The organism is Bradyrhizobium semiaridum, from assembly GCF_020329505.1.
Lineage (GTDB): Bacteria > Pseudomonadota > Alphaproteobacteria > Rhizobiales > Xanthobacteraceae > Bradyrhizobium > Bradyrhizobium semiaridum.
On the sequence record NZ_JAGKJJ010000002.1, the window covers coordinates 336,423 to 360,826 of the forward strand.

A 24,404-nucleotide genomic window follows, 5' to 3' on the forward strand; every position below is an offset into this window, starting at 1 on the left:
CCATAAGAAGCCGCGGCTGGAGCGCGCCCCTGATGACGATGACGGACCAATCCCGGGCTGCGCAGCCCGCTGCGATCGACAAGGAGCAGCTGCGCCAGAAATATATCGTGGAGCGAAATAAGCGGCTGCGCCCTGATGGCAACGACCAGTATCTGCAGATCAAGGGACAGCTCGCCCACTATCTCGACGATCCCTACACGCCGGTCACGGCGCGGGCGCCGAAGACCGACCATGTCACCTTCGCCTTCATCGGCGGTGGCTTCGCTGGCCTTGCGACGGCGGCGCGGCTGACCGAGGCCGGCATCAGGGATGTCCGCATCGTCGAGAAGGGCGGTGATTTCGGCGGCACCTGGTACTGGAACCGATATCCCGGCGCGCAATGCGACACGGCCTCGATGGTCTACATGCCGCTGCTCGAAGAGACCGGCCACATGCCGTCGGAAAAATACGCCCATGCGCCGGAGATCCTCGCGCATTGCCAGCGGATCGGCAAACATTTCGGGCTCTACGACAACGCGCTGTTTCATACCGAGGTGACGAGCCTCGATTGGGACGACGCGCAATCGCGCTGGATGATCCGCACCGCGCGCGGCGATGCCTTCACCGCGCAATATGTCGGCATCGGCACCGGCCCGCTGCATGTGCCGAAGCTGCCTGGCATTCCGGGCTTGGAAGATTTCAAGGGCCATTCATTCCACACCAGCCGCTGGGATTACAGCTACACCGGCGGCGATCCCTCGGGCGCGCTGATGGACCGGCTGGCCGACAAGCGCGTCGGCCTGATCGGCACGGGCGCGACCTCAGTGCAATGCGTGCCGCACCTCGCGCGAGCCTGCAAGGAGCTCTACGTGTTTCAGCGCACGCCGTCGTCGGTCGACGTGCGCGCCAACGCGCCGATCGATCCGAAATGGTTCGCGGAGATCGCAACGCCCGGCTGGCAGCAGCGCTGGCTCGAGAATTTCACCGCCAACCAGGCCGGCGGGTCCGCCGAAGAGGATCTCGTGCAGGACGGCTGGACTGACCTGTCCAAACGTATTCGCGCCAAGGTCATGCTGCTGCCGCGCGAGCAGCGCACGGTGGCCAACATGCGCGCCGCCTTCGAGGAGTCCGATTTCGAGAAGATGGAGGAGATCCGCAACCGGGTCGACAGCATCGTCACCGATCCCGAGACGGCGAACAATCTCAAGGCCTGGTACGGCCAGCTCTGCAAGCGGCCGTGCTTCCACGATTCCTATCTTCAGGCGTTCAACACGCCGGGCACGCATCTGGTCGATACCGATGGCAAGGGCGTCGAACGGATCACCGAGCACGGGATCGTCGTCGCGGGCAGGGAGTACCAGCTCGATTGCATCATCTACGCGTCGGGGTTCGAGGTCGGGACCGAATATCGCCGCCGGGCGGGCTTCGACCTGACCGGCCGCGGCGGCGTCAAGCTGTCGGAGCATTGGGCCGAGGGCATGCGCACCAAGCACGGCATCCACGTCCACGGCTTTCCGAACGTGTTCTTCGTGCAGCCGACGCAGGGCGCCAATCTGATTTCCAACGTGCCGCACAATCTGACCGACTCGGCGCGCACCATTGCCCTGATGGTGAGCCACGCGCGGGACAACGGCTTCAGGCAGATCGAGGTCAGCAAGGAGGCCGAAGACCGCTGGGTCGAGCTGCTGCTGACCGGCGTCGGCCGGATGATCGGCGGACCGGATTGCACGCCCGGCTACTACAACAATGAGGGGCGTGAACCAGGTCCGGCCGCCAAGCTCAATGTCGGCCATCCCTCGGGCGCATTGGCCTACTTCAAGTACATCGATGCCTGGCGCAGGAGCGGCCAGTTCGAAGGCGTGCAGTTTCGCTGAGGGGATCGTGCGCAGACTTTTCGTCGTGTGAGGGAGTAATCGCCATGACAGCCAGCGACACGTCACAGCAAGCTCCGAAGCCTGCATCCGCTTTCGTGATTGCCCAGCATGCGGCGACGCTGAAGGCGCTGCCGTTCTCCGACACCAGCGATTTCGAAGATGCCGCGCGCGGCTTTCTCGGCACCATCGAGAACGCGAAGATCACCTCCGCGCAGGGCCGGACGGTCTGGAGCCTGGAGCCGTACGGCTTCCTCTCCGAGGCGGCGGCGCCGCCGACGGTCGATCCCAGCCTGTGGCGGCAGTCGCGGCTCAACATGCATCACGGCCTGTTCGAGGTGGTGCCCGGCGTCTACCAGGTGCGCGGGCTCGACATTGCCAATATGACGCTGATCGAGGGCGACAGGGGCGTCATCGTCGTCGATACGCTGACCTCGATCGAGGGCGCACGTGCCGCGATGGAGCTCTACTTCCGACACCGCGGCAAGCGTCCGGTCGCCGCCGTGATCTTCACCCACACCCATACCGACCATTGGGGCGGGGCGCGCGGCGTGGTCGATGACGCGATGCTGGCGGCCGGCGTGCCGATCATCGCGCCGAACTTCTTCATGGAGCACGCGGTCTCCGAGAACATCATTGCGGGACCGGCGATGCTGCGCCGCGCGCAATACCAGTTCGGGCCGTTCCTCGCCAAGGGCGTTCAGGGCCACGTCGATTGCGGGCTCGGCAAGACCATGGCCGCGGGCGGGGTAGCGCTGCTGCGGCCGACCGACCTGATCATCGCGACCGGCGATACGCGCATCATCGACGGCGTCGAGTTCGAATTCCAGATGGCGCCGAACAGCGAGGCGCCGGCGGAGATGCATTTCTTCATCCCGCGCTACAAGCTGCTCAACCTCGCGGAAAACTGCACGCACAATTTCCACAATCTCTTGCCGTTCCGCGGCGCCGACGTCCGCGATGCGCTGGCGTGGTCGAAATATCTCGGCGAGGCGCTGCAGATGTGGGGTGGCAAGGCCGCGGCGATGTGCGGCCAGCACCACTGGCCGGTGTGGGGCGCGGCGCGGATCGACACCATGATCCGCCAGCAGCGCGATCTCTACAAATACGCCCACGACCAGACCATCCGCCTGATGAACCACGGGCTCAACGCTGCCGAGATCGCGGAGACCATCCGCCTGCCGCAGAGCCTCGAAGGCGCCTGGCACGGCCGCGGCTACTACGGCCATATCAGGCACAATGTGAAGGCGATCTACCAGAAATATCTCGGCTGGTACGATGCCAACCCGGTCAATCTCGATCCGCTGCCGCCGGTCCAGGCCGGCAAAAAATATGTCGAGTATATGGGCGGCGCCGACGCGATCCTGAAGCGGGCTGCGGCGGATTTCGCCAAGGGTGAATTCCGTTTCGTGGCACAGGCCGTCAGCCATCTCGTGTTCGCCGAGCCGGACAACCAGGCGGCCCGGGCGATGCTCGCCGACACGTTCGAGCAGCTCGGTTATGCCGCGGAAAGCTCGACCTGGCGCAACGCCTATCTGTTCGGCGCACAGGAGCTGCGCCAGGGCATGCCGAAGACACCGCCGCGCTCGCCGATGCCGCGCGAGACGCTGGCCGCGCTGCGCACCGAGCAGCTCTGGGACGTGCTCGGCATCCGTCTCAACGGCCCCAAGGCTGAAGGCAAGCGCATCGTGCTGAACTGGACTTTTACGGACACCGGCGAGAGCTTCGTGCTCAACCTCGAGAACTCGGCGCTGACCTACGTCAAGGGTGCGCAGGCCTCGGATGCGCAGGCGAGCTTCACCTTGGCCCGCAGCGTGCTGGATGAGGTGATCGCCAAGCTGACCACATTTCCCGAGGCGGTCGACGCCGGCAGGATCAAGGTCTCGGGCGAGCCGCAGCGGCTCGGCGAGCTGATGTCGCTGATGGACGAATTCCCGCGCATGTTCGAGATTGTCGAGCCGAAGCGCACAGTCGTTGTGTGACGAAGGAACAGCTCAAATCCCCAGATACGCCGCCTGCACCTGCTTGTTGTTGGCGAGCTCGGCGCTGGTGCCGTGCATGATGACGTTGCCGCTCTCCAGCACATAGGCGCGCTGTACCAGCGACAGCGCGCGGCTGACGTTCTGCTCGACCAGCAGGATCGCGGTGCCCATCTTGTGGATCTCGCCGATCTTCTCGAAGGTGACGTCGGTCATCACAGGCGCCAGCCCGAGCGAGGGCTCGTCGAGCATCAGAAGCCGCGGTTTCAGCATCAAACCGCGGCCGACCGCGAGCATCTGCTGCTCGCCGCCGCTCATGGTGCCGGCGAGCTGCTTCCTGCGGTCGGCGAGGCGCGGGAAGATGTCGTAGACCAGCTGCATCGTGTGCTGGCGGTCCGGCTTGGCCCTCGGCGTGTAGGCGCCGATCTCGAGATTTTCCTGCACCGTCATCTCCGGGAAGACCTGGCGGCCTTCCGGGACGTGGGCGATGCCGAGCTCGGGGATGCGGTAGGGCGGCAGCGCGGCGAGATCGACGCCGTCGAATGTCACCTTGCCGCCGAACAGCTTCACCAGGCCGGAGACGGCGCGCAGCGTCGTGCTCTTGCCGGCCCCGTTGGCCCCTAACAGGCCGACGGCTTCGCCCTCGCCGATCGAGATGTCGACGTCGGTGATCGCCGGTACCGAGCCGTAGCTGGCGCTGACGCGGGAGAGCTCAAGCATGGGCGTCCCCCTGCGCGGGCGGATGCACATAGGAGCCGAGATAGGCGCGGATCACCTCGGGATTCTCCACGATCTCCTTCGGCGCGCCCTCGGCGATCTTCTGGCCGTGGTCGAGCACCACGATGTGGCGCGCCACCGCCATGATCGCGCGCATCACATGCTCGACGATCACGATGGTCAGACCGCTGGCGGCCAGCTTCTTCACCAGCGCCACGGCCTGGTCGATCTCCGACGGATTGAGCCCGGCCATCACCTCGTCGAGCAACAGGATCCTGGGCTGCGTCGCCAGCGCGCGGGCCATCTCGAGGCGGCGCTGGTCGATGGTGGTGAGGTCCTTGGCCGGCGTCTGCTCCCTGGCACTGAGCCCGACGAACTCGATCGCCTCGAGCGCCTTCCGCTCGGCGGCGGCGACGTGGCGGTCGCGCAGGAAGGCGCCGGTCATGACATTGGCCAGCACCGTCATCGCGCCAAATGGCTTGGCCACCTGGAAGGTGCGCGCCATCCCGAGCGCGCAGACGTCATGCGGCTTGAGTCCCACGACCTCCTGGCCGAAGGCGAGCACCGAGCCGGCGTCGGGCCGATGGAAACCCGTGATCAGATGAAAGCTCGTGGTCTTGCCGGCGCCGTTCGGGCCGATCAGCGCCACCGTCTCGTTCTCCTGCACGGTGAAGCTGACGTCCTGCACCGCGCGCAGGCCGCCGAAGCGCTTGCTGAGGCCCTTGATGACCAGTGCTTCCGCCATCGCGATCGCCTCAGGCGTGCGCCGGCTTACGCCGGGCATAGCGGTGATAGAGGTCGGTGGCGAAGCCGATCAGTCCGGTCGGCCGCCACAGGATCACGGCCATCAGGATCAGGCTGTAGACGGTGAGCTGGATGCCGCCGACCGAGCTGCCGAGCCAGCTCTGCAGCAGCGCCGACGTCGTCTCCAGCAGCACGGTGCCGATCACCGGCCCCCACAGCGTGCCGATGCCGCCGACGATCGACACCAGCGCGGCCTCGATCGAGACGTTGAAGCTGAACGCGGTCGCGGGATCGATGAAGTAGATGTACTGGGTGTAGAAGGTGCCGGCGAGCGCGGTCAGGAACGCGCTGAGCATGTAGATGTCGCGCTTGACCTTCGGCGCGTTGACGCCGATCGCTTCCGCTGCGTCCTCATCCTCGCCGATCGCGACGAGATAGTAGCCCATCCAGGATTTTTCGATTCTGTGGGTGACCCAGAGCCCGACGGCGAGCAATCCGAGCACGACGTAGTAATACGACGACTTTTCCTCGAACTGCATCATCAAGGGCGCGCTGCCGAGATTCGGGACCGTGGTGCCCTCGGCGCCCCAGGCGAAATCACGGAACTTGAGGAAGACCAGCATCAGCACTTGTGCCGTGGCGATGGTGGCGATGGTGAAATAGGGGCCGCGCAGGCGGAAGCAGAGCCAGCCGATCGGCAGGCTCGCCAGCATCGCGGCCACGCCACCGGCCATCATCCCGATCCAGGGCGAGATACCGTAGTTCACCTGCATGATGGTCGAGGTGTAGGCGCCGAGCCCGAAATAGGCGGCATGGCCGAGCGAGAGTTGCTTGGCATAGCCGCCCATCAGGTTCCAGGCGACGCCGATGAACGAAAACAGCAGAATGCGGATGAAGATGTCGATCGCGAATGACGAGGTGACGATCTGGGGCAGGGCGATCATCACCACGATCGCCAGCGCGATCCAGAGCCATTTCATCTTGCCGAGCGCTTGCATCAGCGGCCCCTCCGTGCACCAAGGCCGCTCGGCTTGAACGCCAGCGTCAGCAGCAGCAGCGCGAACACCACGATCAGGCCGGAGTCGGCGCCGACGAACTGGATGCCGAGCGATTCGGCGACCCCCATCATCAGGCTCGCGACCAGCGCGCCCGCCACATTCCCGAGCGTGCCCATCACGACGGCGACGAACGCCATCAACACGAACACCTGGCCGACGAACGGATAGGCCGAATAGAACGGCATCAGCAGCGAGCCGGCCGCGCCGGCCAGCGCCAGCGCGGTGCCGAACGCCACCGCGAACACGCGGTTCGGATTGATTCCCATCAGCATCGCGACGTCGCGGTTCTGCGACGCGGCGCGCATCGCCTTGCCGAGATCGGTGGTGTGCAGGAACACCCAGAGCAGGCCGCTCAGCCCCATCGCGACCGCAAAGGCGATCAGCTTCGCCACCGGAATGTAGAGCCCGCCGAAATGCAGCGCCTCGTCGGAATAGGAGGTGTGCACCGTGCGGTAGTTCGCGGTGAAGAACATCAGCGACAGATTCAGCAGCAGCAGCGACAGCGCGAAGGTCAGGAAGATCTGCGGCATGTCGTTCGGTCCGAGCACCCTGCGGATCAGGAAGTGCTGGATCAGCACGCCGGCCAGGAACAGCACCGGCATCGAGACCGCCAGCGAGACCAGGGGATCGATGCCGAACTGGGTGGCGAGGAAGAACGAGATGTACATCCCGATCATCACGAACTCGCCCTGGGCGAAATTGACGATCTTGACCACGCCGAAGATCAACGTGACGCCGATGCTGACAAGCGCGTAGATGCCGCCGATGAGCAGACCGTTGATTACGGCCTGGGCCAGTGTCTCCCACATGTGATGTGGCCGATCTTCAGGTCTTCATCAGCGGCGCGCGGGCGTCTTCCTTCGGGAAGACGCTGACGAGGTCGGAGTTCTGCCATTGCACGCCGACCGGCCTGCCGTAGACGTTCTTGCCGTCCGGCCCGAACTTCACCTTGCCGCCGGGCGCCATCGCCGCATAGCCCGAGGAGACGTCGAGCGTCGAGAGCGCTTCGCGCACCTTCTTCGGATCGGTCGAGGCCGCGCGTTCCAGCGCGTCGGCCAGCATGAAGGTCTGTGCCACGAGGCCCCCGGCATATTCGAACGCGAACTCGCCGGTGCGCTTTTTGAACTCGACGTTGACCTTCTGGGCCTCCTCGCTGACGTCGTGATTCCAGTGCCCGACGCCCTGCAGGCCCTCGGCCAGTTTGCCGACATTCTTGTAGAAGTCCGGCATCACGAAGCCGCCGGAGCCGCCATTGATCGCGATGTTGAGCCCGACCTGCTTCACGGTGCGCACGATCAGGATCAGGTCGTTGAGATAGGAGATCGAGAACAGGGTGTTGGCGCCGGAGGCCTTGACCTTGTTGATCAGCGGGCTCGCGTCGGTGAAGCCGGCCGAATAGGGCTCGAACATCACGATCTCGACGCCTTCGCCGGGCGCCAGCTCCTTCAGGCCGTTCGAGGTCGAGGTGCCGAACGCGGTGTTCTCGAAGATCACGGCGACCTTGGCCTGCTCGCTGACGAGCTTGGCCATCTGCAACTGCGTTTTGGCGAATTGCGAGGCCCGCGCAAACGGCGTGAAGGTGTAGCTGCGTCCCTTGTTGAGCTGATCCGAGCTCGAGCCGGTGATGATCGGGATCCGGGCGCGCTCGCAGACTTCGCTCGCGATCAGTGTCAGCGCGCTGGCGTAGCAGCCGTGGATCGCCGACAGCTTGTTGCCTGATATCAGACGGTCGGTCTCGGTGCGCGTCACCGTGGTGTCGCTCTGCACGTCGGAGACGATCAGGTTGAGCTTGGCGCCGCCGAGCGATTTGATGCCGCCGGCTTCGTTGACCATGTCGACCGCGAGCTTGGCGGCGGCAACACAGCCGACGCCGATCTGCGCCATGCTGCCGGTGGTCGGATAGAGCGCGCCGATATTGACGGGGTCTGCGGCCCAGCCGCGCAGCGGGACGGCGCCGAAGGCGCCAGCAGCCATGATGCCGCCGGTCCGGACCAGGAATTTGCGCCGGTTCAGCTTGGTCTGTGAGACTTTGCTCGGCGCGACATTATTAATGGCCGAAGGCTTGCGGTCCCCTGTCATGGCGTCCCCCTGTGCGATCGCGGTACGGTTGCTCTGTCCGCTCGCTTTTTGTTTTTAGATCAAGCGGGCGCATAAGAGCACGTAATTCAGCGTTCGCAAAGGCGATATAGCCCCCGCGCTCGCGCAGAGGGGTATGCGAGAGTGCGGCGCAGCAACCTGCTCATGGGGCCGCTGCAGGCGAGGGACGTTCGCCATCGCCCGAAGTATTATTGACAATCGAATGACCGACAGGCCTCCACGCGATGTGGGCAGGCCCGCCGGATCATGCGATCGGCCGCTGCAACCGCTACTCGGCGCTCGCCACCAGCTTGAAGCGCGGCTTCTCTTCCATCAGGCTGCGATAGGCGGCGAGATAGTCGAGCGCCATCCGGCGCGCGGTGAAGCGAGTCTCGAACTGCTTTCGGATCGCGCCGCGATTCAGCGTCTCGAGACGGCCGACCGAAGATACCGCGCTGATCTCGTCCTCGACGATGAAGCCGGTCAAGCCGTCCTCGATGATCTCGGGCACGGAGCCGCGGTTATAGGCGATGACAGGCGTGCCGCAGGCCATCGCCTCGATCATCACGAGGCCGAACGGCTCCGGCCAGTCGATCGGAACCAGGAGGCCGAGCGCGCCGCTCAGGAAATCCGGCTTTTCGCGGTCGCTGATCTCGCCGATGAATTCCACCAGCGGATTGTTCGTGATCAGCGGCTTGATCAGCTCGTCGTAATATTCCTGATCGGCGCGGTCGACCTTGGCCGCGATCTTCAGCGGGATGCCGCAGCGCGTCGCGATCTTGATCGCGCGGTCGACGCCTTTCTCCGGCGCGATGCGCCCGAGCACGGCGAGATAGGACGGCTTGACCGGCTGCGGTGTCAGCAGGTTCTCGGGCAGGCCGTGGTGGATGGTGCGCACCCAATTCGCCTGCGGCGCCGGCCGACGCTGCGCGTTCGAGATCGAGATCACCGGGATCTTGGAGAACGTATTGAAGACGGGCTGATGCTCGGGAAGGTCGAGCCGTCCATGCAGCGTGGTCACGAACGGCGTCGGCTGTCGCGAGAACAGCGACCATGGATAGTAGTCGAGATGGAAGTGCAGGAAATCGTACTCGTCGTCGTCGCTTTTCTGCCGCACGCGCTCCAGCATCACCATGTGCAGCGCGTTGGGATCACGGACGGAGCCATCGAGGCGCAGTGCCTTGGGCCAGGTCGCATCGAGCTTCGCGGAGGTCTGCGAGTCGCCGCTGGCGAACAGCGTGACGTCGTGTCCGAGTGTAACGAGTTCTTCGGTCAGCCAGTGCACGACCCGTTCGGTGCCACCGTAGAGTTTGGGGGGAACAGCCTCCGTCAGCGGGGCAACCTGCGCGATGCGCATTTCTGTCTCCTGTATGTGATGTGGATGGATTGACCCTCAGCCCTCTGATGGCACCCGGCATGCCGAAGACGGGAACGTTCTCGCACGTGCGTAGTTCCCTTGGTGCGCGACATCTGTCGGTTCTTTCTTCCATCACACTGTGGTCTTGGTGATGCCATCACGCTCCAACACGTTTTTGCCGATGCGAGCGGAGCGAAATTGTTGCGCAGTGGTGGCCACACCAAGGAAACGATCAGCCGCGCTTCACGTCACCGTGCACGGGAAACCGAAATAGACAAATCCCGTTCACTCCCAACAGGTTTTGCAGGGACGTTCATGGACCATCTGTCAGGATATGCGCATCGCCCGCTTCCGTTTGTGCTGCGCTATCTGCGTCGGCGCCTGCCTTCGCATGTTGTAATTTTGTCAGCCGTGGTCGCGGCGGTTGCCTGTTCGGTGGGCACGCAATACGGCGTGAAGAACCTGGTCGACGCACTGGCTGCTGGTCCGTCCTCCGCGAGCGGCGTATGGCTGGCATTCGCTTTGCTCATGTCGCTGATCGCGGCCGACAACTTCCTGTGGCGGATCGCGAGCTGGACCGCGAGCTACACCTTTGTCAGCGTCACCGGCGATCTGCGCCGAGACATGTTCCGCCATCTTACCGGACATGCGCCGAGCTACTTCACGGACCGGCTGCCGGGGATGCTGACCAGCCGCATCACGGCGACGTCGAATGCGGTGTTCACGGTCGAGAACATGTTCGTCTGGAATGTGTTGCCGCCCTGCATCGCGACATCCGCCGCGATCACGCTGGTTGGAACCGTCAGCGTAACCATGTCAGCGGTGCTGATCCTGATCGCGGGAATCATGGTGCTGGCGATGTTCCGAATGGCGGCCGCCGGCAGGCCGCTGCATGACGATTTCGCCAACAGGGCGGCAGCGGTCGACGGCGAAATGGTCGACGTGATCAACAACTTGCCCCTGGTGCGCGCGTTCTGCGGTCTCGGCTATGAGCATGATCGTTTCGATGCGACGGTGAATCGGGAACTCATCGCGCGGGGCCGCTCCCTGCGCTATCTTGAGAAGCTGCGCCTCGTTCACGCCGGCGTGACCGTCATCTTGACCATCGCGATGCTGGCCTGGGCCCTCAATCTCTGGCAGCAGGGCGCGGCGACCACCGGCGACGTCGTGCTGGTCTGCACCCTCGGCATCTCTATTCTCAGCGCAACGCGCGATCTTGCGGTCGCGCTGGTCGACGTCACCCAGCATGTCGCGCGGCTCACCGAGGCGCTTGCGACCCTGCTGCAGCCGCACGAGCTGAAAGATCATCCGGAGGCTGAGGCGCTGGTGAAGAGCGGCGCGGCGATCGCCTTCAACAATGTCTCGTTCCGCTATCCGGGCGGCCTGCAGGTGTTTGAGCGCTTCAGCCTGCGCATCCAGCCCGGCCAGCGCGTCGGCCTGGTCGGCCAGTCTGGCGGCGGCAAGTCAACACTGTTTACCCTTCTGCAGCGCTTCTACGATGTCGAGAACGGCAATATCACCATCGACGGCCAGGATATCTCTCGCGTCACGCAGCTCAGCCTGCGCGCGGCGATCTCGGTGGTTCCGCAGGACATCTCGCTGTTCCACCGTTCGATCCTGGAGAACATTCGCTACGGCCGGCCGGATGCCACCGACGACGAGGTGCTGCGCGCGGCGATCGCGGCGCGCTGCGACTTCATCGAGAGCCTGCCCGAGGGCATGAACACCATCGTCGGCGACCGCGGCGTCAAGGTGTCCGGCGGCCAGCGGCAGCGCATTGCCATTGCGCGCGCCTTCCTCAAGGACGCGCCGATCCTGCTGCTCGACGAGGCCACCGCCGCGCTCGATGCCGAATCCGAGGAGGCGATCCGCGAGGCGTTGTCGCGGCTGATGCGCGGGCGTACGGTGGTGGCAATCGCGCATCGCCTCGCGACCCTGCGCAGCTTCGACCGCGTCGTCGTGCTGCAGGGCGGCCGGATCGTCGAGGACGGTCCGCCCGATATCCTCGTCAAGGGAAGGGGTCCCTACCGCGACCTCGTCGCGCGCGAGATGGGCCGCCTCTCCACCAGCGCGGCCTGATCCCGCGCCAACAAACGTGTTCAAGTTGCGGTGCGTTCGTTCGAGCCAAAATTCGAGCTAAGAAGAGTCGTCCGAGGTTCCGATGGCAGCCGACGTCGTTACGCAGATCAGCGCCCGCATCACTGAACAGATCGTCGTGGAATCCCCGTTCTACATTCCGATGACCGGGCCCGCGGCGCGGCCGCGGCGCTCGCTCAAACATGACGATACCTTCATCGTACTCGACAGCCATGGCGATATCGGCGCCTCCGCCGGCGGGCCCGATGGGCTGTTCAACGCCGACACGCGCTACCTCGCGCGGCTCGAAATGGTGCTGGAAGACGTGCAGCCGCTGCTGCTCGGCTCCAATCTGCGCGACGACAACTCGGCGCTGACCGTCGACCTCACCAATTCCGACGTCTACCGGGACGGCCGTCTCACCCTGCAGAAGGATACGCTGCACATCGTGCGCTCGATCTTCCTGTGGCGAGGCACGGCCTATCAGCGCATCGGACTGCAGAATCACGGCGACCATCCGGCAAGCTTCGATCTGACGCTGCTGTTCGACAATGACTTCGCCGATCTGTTCGAGGTGCGCGGCGAGCGGCGGCCGCGCCGCGGCATCGGCGCGAGCAAACTGTTGGGACCGACCGACGTCGTGCTGGAATATCACGGCCTCGACGAGCAGGCGCGGATCACCGCGCTGCATTTCGATCCACGGCCGACGCGGCTGTCGGTGAATGCCGCGACCTATCATTTCGACCTCGCACCCGCGCAGGTCACTTCGCTGTTCGTCGCGGTGTCCTGCAACAAGCCGATCATGCAGAAGCCGGTGCCGTTCTTCCGCGGGCTGCTCGCGCATCGCCGCGAGATGCGGAACTCGTCGGCCGGCGCGGCCTCGATTGAGACCTCGAACAACATCTTCAACGAGGTGTTGTGCCAGGCGATGGCCGACCTCAACATGCTGATGACCGAGACGCCGCAGGGCCGTTATCCCTATGCCGGCATCCCCTGGTATTCGACGACGTTCGGCCGCGACGGCCTGATCACCGCACTGCAGATGCTGTGGGTCGACCCGCGGATCGCCAAGGGCGTGCTAAAGCGGTTGGCGGTCTTCCAGGCCAAGACGATCGACCCGCTGTCGGATGCCGCGCCGGGCAAGATCCTGCACGAGATGCGCGGCGGCGAGATGGCGGCGCTGCGCGAGGTGCCGTTCGCGCAATATTACGGCAGCGTCGATTCGACGCCGCTGTTCGTGCTGCTCGCCGGGCTCTATCTCGAGCGCACCGGTGACGAGGAGACGCTGCGCGAATTGTGGCCCGCCATCGAGGCCGGACTGCAATGGATCGACGGGCCGGGCGATCCCGACCGTGACGGCTTCCTCGAATATCAGCGCGCGACCGAGGAGGGGCTGCGCAACCAGGGCTGGAAGGATTCGTTCGACGCGATCTTCCATGCCGACGGTACGCTTGCCGAAGGAAATATCGCGCTCGCCGAAGTGCAGGGCTATGTGTTCATCGGCAAGCGGCTTGCCGCGCGCGCGGCGCGGCGGCTCGGCATGGCCGAGAAGGCGGCGCAGCTCGAAGCCGAAGCCGAGCGGCTGCGCGAGCAGTTCGAGCAGGCATTCTGGTGCGAGGAGATCGGCACTTACGCGGTGGCGCTCGACGGCGCCAAGCGGCAGTGCAAGGTCCGCACCTCCAATGCCGGCCAGTTGCTCTTCACCGGAATCGTGCGGGAAGACCGCGCGCGACGGGTCGCGGCCGGGCTGATGAGCCAGCGCTTCTTCTCGGGTTGGGGCATTCGCACCGTCGCGGTCGGCGAGGCGCGCTACAACCCGATGTCCTATCATGACGGCTCGATCTGGCCGCACGACAATGCGTTGATCGCGCTCGGCTTCGCACGCTACGGCCTGAAGCATTCGGTGGCGCATTTGTTCAAGGGACTGTTCGACGCCGCGAGTTACATGGAGCTGCGGCGGCTGCCGGAGCTGTTCTGCGGCTTCCGCCGCGAACGGCGGCGCGGACCCGTGCTCTATCCGGTCGCCTGCGCGCCGCAGGCGTGGGCGAGCGCGACGCCGTTCACGCTGCTCGAGGCCGCGCTCGGGCTCGAATTCGACGTCGCGCGCGGCGAGATTCGGCTGCGAGATCCATGCTTGCCGGAATTCCTCAGCGACGTGCTGTTGCGCGACCTCAGGCTCGGCGCCTCCAGCGTCGATCTGAGGCTGCGCCGACATGACAGCGAAGTGTCGCTCGAAGTGTTGCGCACGCGCGGCCAGATTCAGGTGTCGATCGTGCTGACGCACTGAGCGCCGCCGCTCCGGCTCGCGTGAGGCAAGATCCATCGTGGGGAGAGTTTGATGCGTTCGAGGATCATAGTCACGCTCGTTGCGGGGGTGCTGGTCACCGCGGCGGGCGTCCGCGCGGCCGACGATTCGGCGCCGGCGCCTTCGCCGTCACCGCCGCAGGCGGCCCAGGCCGCGCCGAAGGAGCAGGCCAAAGAACCAGTCAAGGATCCGGCAAAGGAGCCGTCGCCGCCGCCGTCGGTAACCGTGATCGGCGCCCGCGACGCGCACGGCATTCTCGGGCGCGACGTGCGCAGCTCCGCCAATGAAGACATGGGCCGCATCGTCGACGTCATCGTCGACCGTGACGGCAAGGTCCGCGCCGCCGTGATCGATTTCGGCGGCTTCCTCGGCGTCGGCAGCCGCAAGATCGTGGTCGATTGGAACGCGCTGCGTTTTTCTGGCGTTTCCAGCAAGACCGACAGCATCTCGCTTGATCTGAACAAGCAGCAGGTGAGCGCGGCGCCCGAATACAAGGAAGATACGCCGGTGATCGTGCTGGGTGCGGCCGGCAGCCTCCATCCATGGGATTATGAACATTAGGGGACTGAAGCTGGTCGCGCGTCCGAACGCTCCCTTCGAGACGGTTGGCGACGATCGTGACGAGCGATCAGCCGGCGACACCCGTGTTGCGCGACCGACACCCGCACCCGATCAGCGGATGCCTGAGGAGTCGCGGACCCCGTCGCGCGAAAGCCAGCGCGGGCTTGACTGGTTCATCTTCTTCCTCGCCGACGTGCAGACCGGCTTCGGCCCGTTCATCGCGGTCTATCTGACAACGCAAAAATGGACCCAGGTCGAGATCGGCTTCGTGCTCTCGATCGGCGGCATCATCGGCCTGCTCGGCCAGATGCCGGGCGGTGCGATCGTCGATGCCGCACGTTCGGAGCGCATCGTCGCGGGCTTTGCGGTCGCCACCATCGGCATCTGCGCGCTGGCCTATGCGCTCTGGCCAATCCTCCCGGTGGTGACGGTGGCCGCGACGTTCCATGCGCTGGCGAGTTGCGTGCTAGGACCGGCGATCGCCGCGATCAGCCTCGGCCTGGTTGGGCCGCATGCGATCGGGGAGCGGCTCGGACGCAACGCGCGTTTTGCCTCGCTCGGCAACGGCTCCGCCGCAGCGCTGATGGGCGCGGTCGGCTATCTATTGTCGAACCGCTCGGTGTTCCTCGTCACTTTCCTGCTCGCGATCCCGACGCTGCTGTCGCTGGCCCGGATCCGCGAGCGCGAGATCGACATCGCGCAGGCCCATGGCGAGGTGAAGCGCGAGAAGCCCGACAAGAAGGCGACCAGCGTCTTCAGCCTGGTGCGGCAGCGCTCGCTCTTGATCTTTGCCGGCGCCATGATGCTGTTCCAGCTCGCAAACGCGGCGATGTTGCCGCTGATGGCGGGCGTGGTCACGACACGGTCGAGCCAATGGGCGCCGGTGCTGATCGCGGCCTGTATCATCGTGCCGCAGGCGATCGTTGCGCTGTCCTCGCCGTCGGTCGGCCGCAAGGCGCAGGCCTGGGGCCGGCGGCCGCTGCTGCTGATCGCCTTCGCCGCGCTGGCGATCCGCGGCCTGCTGTTCGCGACGGTGCGCGATCCCTACCTGCTCGTCGCCGTGCAGGTCTTCGACGGCATCACCGCGGCGATCTTCAGCGTGATGGTGCCGCTGGTGGTGGCCGATGTCGCCTTCGGCAGCGGCCATTTCAACCTGGCGCAGGGCATCGTCGGCACCGCGGTCGGCATCGGCGCCTCGCTCAGCACGGTGCTGGCCGGCTATGTCAGCGACAAGCTCGGCAGCAGCACCGCCTTTATCGGGCTCGCCTGTGTCGCGGGGCTGGGCTTGCTGATGATCTGGCTGGTGATGCCCGAGACCCGGCGGACACGTCCCGCCGCTACGCCGCCACCCGCGGCATGACCAGCCGCTTGTAGAGCGCGCCGTAGCAGGCCGCCGACAAATCCCAACTGTAGGATTTGGCCATCGCGCTGGCGCGCATGGCGTGCAGGCGATCCTTGGCGTGATAGGCGCCGAAGGCGCGCCTGACGCCGCCGAGGAAGGACTCCGCCGACGGCTGCGGAAACAGGAAGCCGGTCTCGCCGTCGGTGATGGTTTCCGCGAGGCCGCCGGTCTGGTGGCCGATCGGCAGCGAGCCGAACCGCTGCGCATACATCTGGCTGAGGCCGCAGGGCTCGAAGCGCGACGGCATCAGCGTGAAATCGCTGCCGGCGAAGATCCGGCGCGCCTGCGCGTCGTTGAAGCCGATCACGACGCCGATCGCGTCCGGCCGGCGGCGGTGCGCCGCCACCAGGGCGTCCTCGATCTCGGGCTCGCCGGTGCCGATCACGACGATCTGCCCGCCGGTCTCGATGATCTCGTCGGCGGCCGACAACACGAGGTCGACGCCCTTCTGATGCACGAGCCGGGCGACGAGGCCGAAGATCGGTCCGCGCGAGATCGCGAGGCCGAACTGCCGGCGCACATAGTCGGCATTGGCCTGCTTGCCCTCCCAGTCGCCGGCGCCGAACGGTTGTGCCAGCTGCGCGCAGGTGCGCGGGTCCCAGCTCTCGTCGATGCCGTTCAGGATGCCGGTGAGCTGGTCGGCGGCGGAACGGACGCGCAGCAGGCCTTCGAGCCCGCAACCGAGCTCCGCGGTGGTGATCTCCCGCGCATAGGTCGCGCTGACCGTGGTCAGGTGCGAGGCGTAGACGAGGCCGCCCTTGAGGAAGGACAGCTTGTCGTAGAATTCCAGCCCGTCGATGTGGAAGGAGCTTTCCGGTGCGCCGATCCGCCGCAGCGAGCTCCGCGGAAACAGGCCCTGATAGGCGAGATTGTGGATGGTGAGGATCGACGGAATCCGCAGCCCGCGCCAGGCGAGGTAGGCCGGTGTGAGCGCGGCTTGCCAGTCATTGGCGTGGACGAGGTCGGCTGCCCAATTCTTGTCCAGCGTACCGGCTGCAAGTTCGGCAGCGGCAGAGGCGAAGCGGCCGAAGCGGATGTCGTTGTCCGGCCAGTCGCGGCCGGACTCGTCGCCATAGGGATTGCCGGGCCGTTCGTAGAGCTGCGGGCACAGCAGCACATAGACCGGCAGCCCGTCCTTGGTCGCGGCGCGCCCGAGCGTGCAGGCCGGCATCTCGGCGCGCTCGGTGCATTGCCCGATGATCTCGATGTGGGTGAACTGCTCGACCACGTCCCGGTAGCCGGGAAGCATGATCCTGACGTCGCTCCAGGGGCGGAGCGCCCGCGGCAATGCCGCCGAAACGGCGGCGAGCCCGCCCACGCGGACGAAATCGTCCATCTCGGTCGTGACGAACAAGACCTTCAACAAGTGCGCCCTCGTTCCACCCGTTACAGGGCTATGCAAGATCGGGTCCAACCTGCCTTTGAGTAAAATGCAGGGCGGCCCGCGGGCCTGGTCTGGACGAGGCGCGTTCCTGTCAGCGCGGCTCACTTGAGATCATGATGCGCTTTCGCGGAAGCCCCTCATGATCTCATCTCTCTATCTGAGCATGATCCGCTCGGAAAACCGGTTTCCACTTTTTGGATCATGCTCTAGGGTCACGCGGCAAACAATGAAGACGCGCGATGGAGGAAGCCTTGGCGACGACAGTAGCAGGCATCGATGAGGGGAATTTGACAGGCAGCTTTGCCGGCCTCCGCGTGCTGGATTTCTCGACCACGATCGCCGGACCTCATTGCACGCGCATGCTCGCCGATCTCGGCGCCGAGGTGATCAAGATCGAGCCCGCCGAGGGCGAGACCATGCGCACCCGGCCGCCGGTCCGCAACAATTGTTCGGCGGTGTTCGGCCAGCTCAATGTCGGCAAGCAGAGCGTGGTGCTCGACCTGAAGTCGTCGGCCGGCGTCGAGGCGGTGCGGCGGTTGATCGCCACCGCCGACGTGCTGGTGGAGAATTTCCGTCCCGGCGTGATGCGGCGGCTGAAGCTCGACTATGCAGTCGTTAGCGGCATCAATCCGAAGCTGATCTACTGCTCGATCTCCGGCTACGGCCAGACCGGACCGTCGGCGGAATTGCCGGCCTACGCCCCGGTGATCCATGCCGCCTCCGGCTACGAGATGGCGCATCTGGCCTATCAGCGCGGCCGCAGCCGGCCGGATTATTGCGGCATCTACCACGCCGACGTGCTGACCGGCACCTATGCCTTCGGGGCGATCTCGGCCGCGCTCTATCAGCGCAGCACGAGCGGCAAGGGACAGCACATCGACGTCTCGATGCTGGAATCGATGCTGAGCCTGACCCTGAACGAGTTGCAGTGGTCGCAGTTCGAGGTGAAGCCGAGCCAGCGCCCGATGTTCGGGCCGATCGAGACCACCGACGGCTACGTCATGGTGGCAATCGCCAGCGAGAAGACGTTCCAGAACCTGATGCAGGTAATCGGCCGCCCCGAATGGGTGTCCGATCCGCGCTTCGCCAGGTATTCCGATCGGCGGGAGAACTGGCCGAGCCTGATGGAGGGCGTCGAGGCGTGGTCGCGCGCGATCAGCACGCAGGCCTGTCTCGCCGCGCTCAACGAGTACGGCGTGCCGTCGTCGGCCTATCGGACCGTGAGCGAAGCGCTGGCCGATCCGCAGATCGCCCATCGCGGCGCGCTGGCCGAGGTCGCCGATGGTGGCGGCAGCTTCAAGGTGCTCAACCCGCCGTTCCGGATGTCGGGGGCGACGGTCGCCGCGGGCAAGCGGATGTCGACGCTCGGCGAGCACACGCTCTCTTATCTGAAGGAGATCGGCCTCTCCGAGGATCAGATCGCGGGTTTCGCGGCGCAGCCACCGAAGACGGCGCGCGGTTAATCAACCCGCGACCTTTTCATCCGTCTTACGGTCTTGCCGCGCACGGCGATTCCGGACAATGTTATGCTCCATCACAACGATCCGGAACACCGGACGTTGCGCATCTCGGGAGGGAGCACGGATGAAGCCGGTCGGCCGCGCGCATGCGCTTGCGCGCTTATTTCTTGTCGCGGGATTTGTTTCAGCGGCGTCAGCAACACCCGCCGGCGCGCAGAAGTCGGGCGGCACGCTGACTGTCGGCCAGGAACTGGATATCCCGGGCTTCGATCCGCTCAAGGTCGGTGTCTACGACACCTCGGCCAACACGGCAGCGGCTGCGATCTTCGATACGCTGGTGACCCTCAACGACAAGGGCGAGCCGCAGCCCAAGCTCGCACTGTCGTGGTCGCATTCGGACGACTTCAAGACCTGGACCTTCAAGCTCCGGCCGGGCGTCAAATTCCATGACGGCACGCCGTTCAATGCGCAGGCGGTGAAGGAGAATTTCGATCGCCAGAAGGACCCGGCCAACAAGTGCCGCTGCGCATTCTACATCTCGAGCATTATCAGCGTGCAGACCACTGACGATCTCACCGTCGTCTACAATTTCAGCGATCCGTCGGTGAACTTCCCGGCGACCCAGACTATCCAGAGCTCCAACAACGTGATGCAGTCGCCGACCGCCTGGAAGACCAAGGGCGACGACTACAATCGCAATCCGGTCGGCACCGGTCCCTACATCCTGAAGTCCTGGACCGCCGGCGACCGCATGGTGCTGGAGAAGAACCCGGACTATTGGGACAAGGGCAAGCCCTATCTCGACCGCATCATCTTAAAGCCGCTGCCGGACGCGCAGTCGCGCTTCGCCTCGCTGCAATCGGGCGAGGCCGACATCATCTGGGACGACGAGGCCGACGCCGACAATATTCTGAAGGCGCAGAAGGACTCCAAGCTCACCGTGCACACCTACAAGGGCTCGGGCGCGGCGGTCTATGCGGTCAACACCAAGAACCCGCCGTTCGACGACATCCGGGTGCGGCAGGCGGTGGTGATGGCGCTCGACCGGCCGAAGATGTCGCAGGCGGTCAGCAGCGGCCTGAGCCGGCCGGCGTCGAACCCGTATGGCGACGGCTCCTGGGTCAAGTGCAAGGATGACGGCGCGCTGCCGTTCGATATCGAGAAGGCCAAGGCGCTGATTAAGGATTACGGCAAGCCGGTCGAGTTCAAGATGCTGGTCACGGCGACGCCGCGCGGCCGCACCGTCGGCCAGGTGCTGCAGCAGCTCTGGAAGCGGGCCGGCATCAACATGGAGATCGAGCAGGTCGATCAGGCCACCATCGTGCCGCGCGCGTTCATGCGCCAGTTCCAGATGACGCCGTGGCGCATCGTCGATCTCGCCGACCCCGATCCGCAGATGTATGCGAATTTCCACACCGGCAGCCCGGTCGCGCTTGCCAATTATTCCGATCCGGAGCTGGACCGGCTGCTCGAGCATGCGCGCTCCACCGCCGACATCGACAAGCGCACCGAGGATTATTGCGCGATCAGCCGCCTGATCAACAAGCAGGCGATCTGGTTCTGGACCTTCCAGAACACCTACTACGCGATCTCGAATGCGAAGGTGAAGGGTGTGCCGAAGATGTTCAACGGAGTGCTCGACGTCTCCACCGCCTGGAAGGAATAGCTCTGCATGCTGTTCTTCGTTGCGCGGAGGCTGCTGTACCTGGTGCCGGTGCTGATTGCCGTCTCCGTGCTGACCTTCGTGATCGCCTCGCTGTTGCCGGGCGATCTCGCCTACGTCATCCTCGGTGATCAGGCGACACCGGAAAATGTCGCCGCGCTGCGCCATGACATGGGGCTCGACCTGCCGATCTGGCAGCGCTATTTCGGCTGGCTCTGGCAGATCCTGCAGGGCGATTTCGGGCGTTCCTTCCGCACCGGGCAGACCGTGCTGCAGGCGGTCAGCGAGCGGGTGCCGGTCTCGTTCGAACTGATGATCTTCGCCGAGCTGATCGGGCTCGCGATCGGCGTGCCGCTCGCGATCGCCTGCGCGGCGAAAGCCGGCAGCGCGTTCGACCGCTTAATGACCGGCTCGGCCTTCGGCATGCTGTCGGTGCCGACCTTCCTGTCCGCGATCCTGCTGATCTATCTGTTCGCGGTCGAGCTGCGCTGGCTGCCGGCGACCGGCTACGTGCCGTTCACCGAAGACCCGATCGCCAATCTGCGCTTCATGGTGTTGCCGGCGCTGACGCTGGCGCTGGCGGAATGGCCCGGCATCATGCGCGTGCTGCGCTCCGACATGATCGCGGCGCTGCAGGAGGATTACATCGCGCTCGCCAAGGCGAAGGGCCTGAAGCCGTCGCGCATCCTGTTCGTGCATGCGCTGAAACCCTCGTCGCTGACGCTGGTCACCATCACCGGCATCAATATCGGCCGGCTGATCGGCGGCACCGTGATCGTCGAGACGATCTTCGCACTGCCCGGAATCGGCCGCCTGCTGGTCGGCGCGATCTACACCCGCGACCTCATCATCCTGCAGGGCGTGGTGCTGCTGGTCGCCGCCGGTTTCGTGATCATGAACTTCATCGTCGACATGCTTTATGCCGTGCTCGACCCGAGGATCCGCCATGGCCACGCTTGAGCTGAGCCTCGATGAGACCGCCACGGCTCCGCCGAAGCGCGGGCGCCGGCTCGGCACGCTGTTCTGGGTCGCGATCGGCTGGATGCTGCTGGTGTTTGCGGTCGCGATCTGCGCCGACCTGCTGCCGCTGCCGAGCCCGACCGACATGGATATGCTGGAACGGCGCGCGCCGTTCTCGGCTGAGCACTGGCTCGGCACCGACGGCCTCGGCCGCGACGAACTGTCCCGGCTGATCTACGGCGCGCGGATTTCGCTGATCGTCGGCCTCTGCGCGCCGGTGATCGGGCTGGTGTTCGGCGGCGCGCTCGGCATGCTGGCGGGCTATTTCCGCGGCCGGTTCGAATCGATCGTGGTCGGCAGCATGGACGTGCTGCTGGCGTTCCCGCCGCTGATCCTGGCGCTGGCGGTGACCGCCTATCTCGGCCAGTCGATCTTCAACCTGACCTGCATCCTCGGCGTACTCGGCATTCCCGCCTTCATGCGGGTGGCGCGGGCGGCGACGCTGTCGCTGGCGCGGCGCGAATTCGTCATCGCGGCGCAGGCGCTCGGCGCGACCCACGCGCGCATCCTGCTGCGCGAATTGCTGCCCAACGTGCTGCTGCCGCTGCTCGCCTTCTTCCTGCTCGCGGTCGCCGTCACCATCGTGGTCGAGGGCGCGCTGTCGTTCCTCGGCCTCGGCGTGCCGCCGCCGATCTCGAGCTGGGGCAGCATGATCGGCGAGGGGCGTGAGAGCCTCGACGTGGCGCCAAGGCTCGCCTTCCTCCCGGCGATCGCGATGTTCCTGACCGTGCTCTCGTTCAACCTGATCGGTGACACCATGCGTGCGCTGACCGACCCCAGGCAGGGCGCACTGTGAGCGGCGCCGCCTTGCTCTCGGTCGAGAACGCGGTGGTCGACCTGCCGACGCCGCGCGGCAATCTGCGGGCGGTCGATCATGTCGATCTCGCCGTCGGCGCCGGCAAGACGCTCGGCATCGTCGGCGAGTCCGGCTGCGGCAAGACCATGCTGTCGCGCGCGATCCTGCAGCTGCTACCGAAAAAAGCAAAACTGTCCGGCCGGGTGATGTTCGACGGGCAGGATCTGCCGGCGCTTCCGGCGGAGAAATTGCGCAGGCTGCGCGGCCGCTCGCTCGCAGTCGTGTTCCAGGATCCGATGACCTCGCTCAATCCGGTGCTGACCATCGGCACCCAGCTGACCGAGACCATGCAGGAGCACCTCGAGCTCGATCTTGGCAAGGCGAGGCAGCGGGCCATCGAACTGCTGGCTGCCGTCGGCATTCCCGCGCCCGAGCAGCGGCTGTCGCAATATCCGCACCAGCTTTCCGGCGGCATGCGCCAGCGCGTCGCGATCGCAGTGGCGCTGTCCTGCGAGCCGAAGCTCCTGATCGCGGACGAGCCGACCACCGCGCTCGATGTCACGATCCAGGCGCAAATCCTCGATCTCCTGGCGCGCGAGCAGCAGCGTCGCCACATGGCAATGATCATCATCACGCATGACCTCGGCGTCGTCGCAGGGCGCACCGACGAGGTCGCGGTGATGTATGCCGGGCGCGTGGTCGAGCGCGCGCCGACGCCGTCGCTGTTCAAGCAGATGCGGATGCCCTACACCGAGGCGCTGCTCGCCGCCTTGCCGAAACTCGATGCCGCGCCGCATACGCCGCTGCCGGCGATCTCCGGCCGTCCGCCGGATCCGACCCGGCCGCTCAAGGGCTGCTCGTTCTCGCCGCGCTGCCGCTATTCCGCCGGCCGCTGCGGCACCGAGAAGCCGCACCTCAGCGCGGCCGAGGCGCCGGACCATCTCTATGCCTGCTTCCATCCGATCACGGCAGGGGCGGACGCATGATGTTGCAGGCGGCATCCGATCCGCTCCTGAAGGTGGAAAACCTCGTCGTCGAATATTCGGTGGGCGGCAAGACCATCCATGCGGTGTCCGATGTCAGCCTCGACATCGCCCGCGGCGAGACGCTGGGCCTGGTCGGTGAATCCGGCTGCGGCAAATCCACGCTCGGCCGCGCGGTGCTGCAATTGCGCCAGGCCGTCTCCGGCAAGGTGTTGTTCGACGGCCACGATCTCACCGCGCTGCGCGGCGAGACGCTGCGCCAGATGCGCCGGCGCGCGCAGCTGATCTTCCAGGATCCGATCGCTTCGCTCAATCCGCGGCGGCGGATCGGCGACATCGTCGCCGAGCCGCTGGTGATCGCCGGTGTCAGGGATCCCGAGGAACGCCGGCGGCGCGTCAACGAGGTGCTGTCGGCGGTCGGCCTCGATCCCGCGCTGGTGAGCGGACGCCTGCCGCATGAATTCTCCGGCGGGCAGTGCCAGCGCATCTGCATCGCCCGTGCGCTGGTGCTCAATCCGGAATTCGTGATCTGTGACGAGCCGGTCTCGGCGCTCGACGTCTCGATCCGCGCGCAGATCCTCAATCTCCTGGAGGAGATGAAGGCGCGCTACGGCCTGACCCTGCTGTTCATCGCGCACGACCTTGCGGTCGTGAAGGCAGTGAGCGACCGCGTCGCCGTGATGTATCTCGGACGGCTCTGCGAGGTCGGCCCATCCGAGCAGTTGTTCGCGCGGCCGGCGCATCCGTATACCGCGCTGCTGATCGAGGCGATCCCGGTGCCCGACCCGGATGTCCGCCCGACCCAGAGCGTCCCGGTCGGCGAGCCGCCGTCGCCGATCGCGCCGCCCTCGGGCTGCCGCTTCCGCACCCGTTGTCCGCGGGCCGATGCGCGCTGCGCCGCCGAGGTGCCGGAACTGCGCCTGGTCGCGCCCGGCCAGCTCGCGGCTTGCCATCATTCCCTGATTTGAACTAC

General features: G+C 65.6%; 19 protein-coding genes. 12 read left to right on the forward strand and 7 right to left on the reverse strand.

Going from position 1 to position 24,404, the window contains the following annotated elements; all coding sequences use genetic code 11:
- The first annotated feature begins 32 nt into the window (after window positions 1–32).
- Window positions 33–1,853 (forward strand): flavin-containing monooxygenase, encoded by a 1,821-nt coding sequence (locus J6500_RS03940; protein WP_225711354.1) that lies wholly within the window; start codon window positions 33–35, stop codon window positions 1,851–1,853.
- A 44-nt stretch (window positions 1,854–1,897) separates the two neighbouring features.
- The gene (locus tag J6500_RS03945; protein WP_225711355.1) at window positions 1,898–3,832 is read left to right on the forward strand and encodes an alkyl/aryl-sulfatase; all 1,935 of its coding nucleotides are present in this window, start codon (window positions 1,898–1,900) and stop codon (window positions 3,830–3,832) included.
- 12 nt (window positions 3,833–3,844) lie between these two features.
- On the opposite strand, the gene J6500_RS03950 is transcribed toward J6500_RS03945, so the two are convergent.
- From J6500_RS03950 to J6500_RS03975, 6 genes are all read right to left on the reverse strand, one after another.
- Window positions 3,845–4,549: an ABC transporter ATP-binding protein gene (locus J6500_RS03950; RefSeq protein ID WP_225711356.1), complete on the reverse strand. Its 705-nt coding sequence runs from the start codon at window positions 4,547–4,549 to the stop codon at window positions 3,845–3,847.
- Entirely contained in the window at window positions 4,542–5,291 is a 750-nt protein-coding gene (locus tag J6500_RS03955; protein ID WP_225711357.1) for an ABC transporter ATP-binding protein, read from the reverse strand. Before J6500_RS03955 ends, J6500_RS03950 begins: the two co-directional genes overlap by 8 nt.
- A 10-nt stretch (window positions 5,292–5,301) precedes the next feature.
- A complete protein-coding gene (locus tag J6500_RS03960) occupies window positions 5,302–6,288 on the reverse strand; it encodes a branched-chain amino acid ABC transporter permease (protein ID WP_225711358.1) in 987 nt (328 codons plus the stop codon).
- On the reverse strand, window positions 6,288–7,157 hold the full coding sequence (locus J6500_RS03965) for a branched-chain amino acid ABC transporter permease (RefSeq protein ID WP_225711359.1): 870 nt from the start codon (window positions 7,155–7,157) through the stop codon (window positions 6,288–6,290). Before J6500_RS03965 ends, J6500_RS03960 begins: the two co-directional genes overlap by 1 nt.
- A gap of 16 nt (window positions 7,158–7,173) precedes the next feature.
- Entirely contained in the window at window positions 7,174–8,427 is a 1,254-nt protein-coding gene (locus tag J6500_RS03970; protein WP_225711360.1) for an ABC transporter substrate-binding protein, read from the reverse strand.
- A 286-nt stretch (window positions 8,428–8,713) separates the two neighbouring features.
- Entirely contained in the window at window positions 8,714–9,781 is a 1,068-nt protein-coding gene (locus tag J6500_RS03975) for a glycosyltransferase family 4 protein (RefSeq protein ID WP_225711361.1), read from the reverse strand.
- A gap of 315 nt (window positions 9,782–10,096) precedes the next feature.
- On the opposite strand from J6500_RS03975, the gene J6500_RS03980 reads away from it, so the two are divergent.
- The 4 genes from J6500_RS03980 (at window position 10,097) to J6500_RS03995 (ending at window position 16,083) form a co-directional block, all read left to right on the forward strand.
- The gene (locus tag J6500_RS03980) at window positions 10,097–11,860 is read left to right on the forward strand and encodes an ABC transporter ATP-binding protein (RefSeq protein WP_225711362.1); all 1,764 of its coding nucleotides are present in this window, start codon (window positions 10,097–10,099) and stop codon (window positions 11,858–11,860) included.
- A gap of 82 nt (window positions 11,861–11,942) precedes the next feature.
- Window positions 11,943–14,144 (forward strand): amylo-alpha-1,6-glucosidase, encoded by a 2,202-nt coding sequence (locus J6500_RS03985; protein ID WP_225711363.1) that lies wholly within the window; start codon window positions 11,943–11,945, stop codon window positions 14,142–14,144.
- Between the two features lie 51 nt (window positions 14,145–14,195).
- Window positions 14,196–14,723: a PRC-barrel domain-containing protein gene (locus J6500_RS03990; RefSeq protein WP_225711364.1), complete on the forward strand. Its 528-nt coding sequence runs from the start codon at window positions 14,196–14,198 to the stop codon at window positions 14,721–14,723.
- 118 nt (window positions 14,724–14,841) lie between these two features.
- Window positions 14,842–16,083, forward strand: coding sequence for an MFS transporter (locus tag J6500_RS03995; RefSeq protein WP_225711365.1), 1,242 nt, complete (start codon window positions 14,842–14,844; stop codon window positions 16,081–16,083).
- Here J6500_RS03995 and glgA read toward each other — a convergent pair.
- Window positions 16,061–17,488: a glycogen synthase GlgA gene (gene glgA, locus J6500_RS04000; RefSeq protein WP_225711506.1), complete on the reverse strand. Its 1,428-nt coding sequence runs from the start codon at window positions 17,486–17,488 to the stop codon at window positions 16,061–16,063. The genes J6500_RS03995 and glgA overlap by 23 nt on opposite strands.
- Before the next feature lie 260 nt (window positions 17,489–17,748).
- Here glgA and J6500_RS04005 point away from each other — a divergent pair, with 260 nt between their 5' ends.
- The 6 genes from J6500_RS04005 to J6500_RS04030 all read left to right on the forward strand — a co-directional run bounded on the left by J6500_RS04005 (window position 17,749) and on the right by J6500_RS04030 (window position 24,399).
- Window positions 17,749–18,972 carry a CaiB/BaiF CoA transferase family protein gene (locus J6500_RS04005; protein WP_225711366.1) on the forward strand — a complete coding sequence of 408 codons (1,224 nt, stop codon included), beginning with the start codon at window positions 17,749–17,751 and terminating at the stop codon, window positions 18,970–18,972.
- Between the two features lie 121 nt (window positions 18,973–19,093).
- On the forward strand, window positions 19,094–20,635 hold the full coding sequence (locus tag J6500_RS04010; RefSeq protein WP_225711367.1) for an ABC transporter substrate-binding protein: 1,542 nt from the start codon (window positions 19,094–19,096) through the stop codon (window positions 20,633–20,635).
- 6 nt (window positions 20,636–20,641) lie between these two features.
- Entirely contained in the window at window positions 20,642–21,592 is a 951-nt protein-coding gene (locus tag J6500_RS04015) for an ABC transporter permease (protein ID WP_225711368.1), read from the forward strand.
- On the forward strand, window positions 21,579–22,448 hold the full coding sequence (locus J6500_RS04020; protein WP_225711369.1) for an ABC transporter permease: 870 nt from the start codon (window positions 21,579–21,581) through the stop codon (window positions 22,446–22,448). Before J6500_RS04015 ends, J6500_RS04020 begins: the two co-directional genes overlap by 14 nt.
- Complete coding sequence (locus J6500_RS04025; RefSeq protein WP_225711370.1) at window positions 22,445–23,434, forward strand: ABC transporter ATP-binding protein; 990 nt, start codon at window positions 22,445–22,447, stop codon at window positions 23,432–23,434. The genes J6500_RS04020 and J6500_RS04025 overlap by 4 nt, the downstream gene beginning before the upstream one ends.
- Window positions 23,431–24,399 (forward strand): ABC transporter ATP-binding protein, encoded by a 969-nt coding sequence (locus J6500_RS04030; protein ID WP_225711371.1) that lies wholly within the window; start codon window positions 23,431–23,433, stop codon window positions 24,397–24,399. Before J6500_RS04025 ends, J6500_RS04030 begins: the two co-directional genes overlap by 4 nt.
- Window positions 24,400–24,404 lie beyond the last annotated feature (5 nt).

Bases quoted from the DNA above. Each gene is read 5' to 3' on its own strand.
- J6500_RS03990 (WP_225711364.1), top strand. From the start codon at position 14,196: ATGCGTTCGAGGATCATAGTCACGCTCGTTGCGGGGGTGCTGGTCACC.
- J6500_RS04015 (WP_225711368.1), top strand. From the start codon at position 20,642: ATGCTGTTCTTCGTTGCGCGGAGGCTGCTGTACCTGGTGCCGGTGCTG.
- J6500_RS03950 (WP_225711356.1), bottom strand. From the start codon at position 4,549: ATGCTTGAGCTCTCCCGCGTCAGCGCCAGCTACGGCTCGGTACCGGCG.
- J6500_RS03995 (WP_225711365.1), top strand. From the start codon at position 14,842: ATGCCTGAGGAGTCGCGGACCCCGTCGCGCGAAAGCCAGCGCGGGCTT.
- J6500_RS03970 (WP_225711360.1), bottom strand. From the start codon at position 8,427: ATGACAGGGGACCGCAAGCCTTCGGCCATTAATAATGTCGCGCCGAGC.
- J6500_RS04020 (WP_225711369.1), top strand. From the start codon at position 21,579: ATGGCCACGCTTGAGCTGAGCCTCGATGAGACCGCCACGGCTCCGCCG.
- J6500_RS03975 (WP_225711361.1), bottom strand. From the start codon at position 9,781: ATGCGCATCGCGCAGGTTGCCCCGCTGACGGAGGCTGTTCCCCCCAAA.
- J6500_RS03980 (WP_225711362.1), top strand. From the start codon at position 10,097: ATGGACCATCTGTCAGGATATGCGCATCGCCCGCTTCCGTTTGTGCTG.
- J6500_RS03940 (WP_225711354.1), top strand. From the start codon at position 33: ATGACGATGACGGACCAATCCCGGGCTGCGCAGCCCGCTGCGATCGAC.
- J6500_RS03945 (WP_225711355.1), top strand. From the start codon at position 1,898: ATGACAGCCAGCGACACGTCACAGCAAGCTCCGAAGCCTGCATCCGCT.
- J6500_RS04010 (WP_225711367.1), top strand. From the start codon at position 19,094: ATGAAGCCGGTCGGCCGCGCGCATGCGCTTGCGCGCTTATTTCTTGTC.
- J6500_RS03960 (WP_225711358.1), bottom strand. From the start codon at position 6,288: ATGCAAGCGCTCGGCAAGATGAAATGGCTCTGGATCGCGCTGGCGATC.
- J6500_RS04030 (WP_225711371.1), top strand. From the start codon at position 23,431: ATGATGTTGCAGGCGGCATCCGATCCGCTCCTGAAGGTGGAAAACCTC.
- J6500_RS03965 (WP_225711359.1), bottom strand. From the start codon at position 7,157: ATGTGGGAGACACTGGCCCAGGCCGTAATCAACGGTCTGCTCATCGGC.
- J6500_RS03985 (WP_225711363.1), top strand. From the start codon at position 11,943: ATGGCAGCCGACGTCGTTACGCAGATCAGCGCCCGCATCACTGAACAG.
- J6500_RS04005 (WP_225711366.1), top strand. From the start codon at position 17,749: ATGGAGGAAGCCTTGGCGACGACAGTAGCAGGCATCGATGAGGGGAAT.
- J6500_RS03955 (WP_225711357.1), bottom strand. From the start codon at position 5,291: ATGGCGGAAGCACTGGTCATCAAGGGCCTCAGCAAGCGCTTCGGCGGC.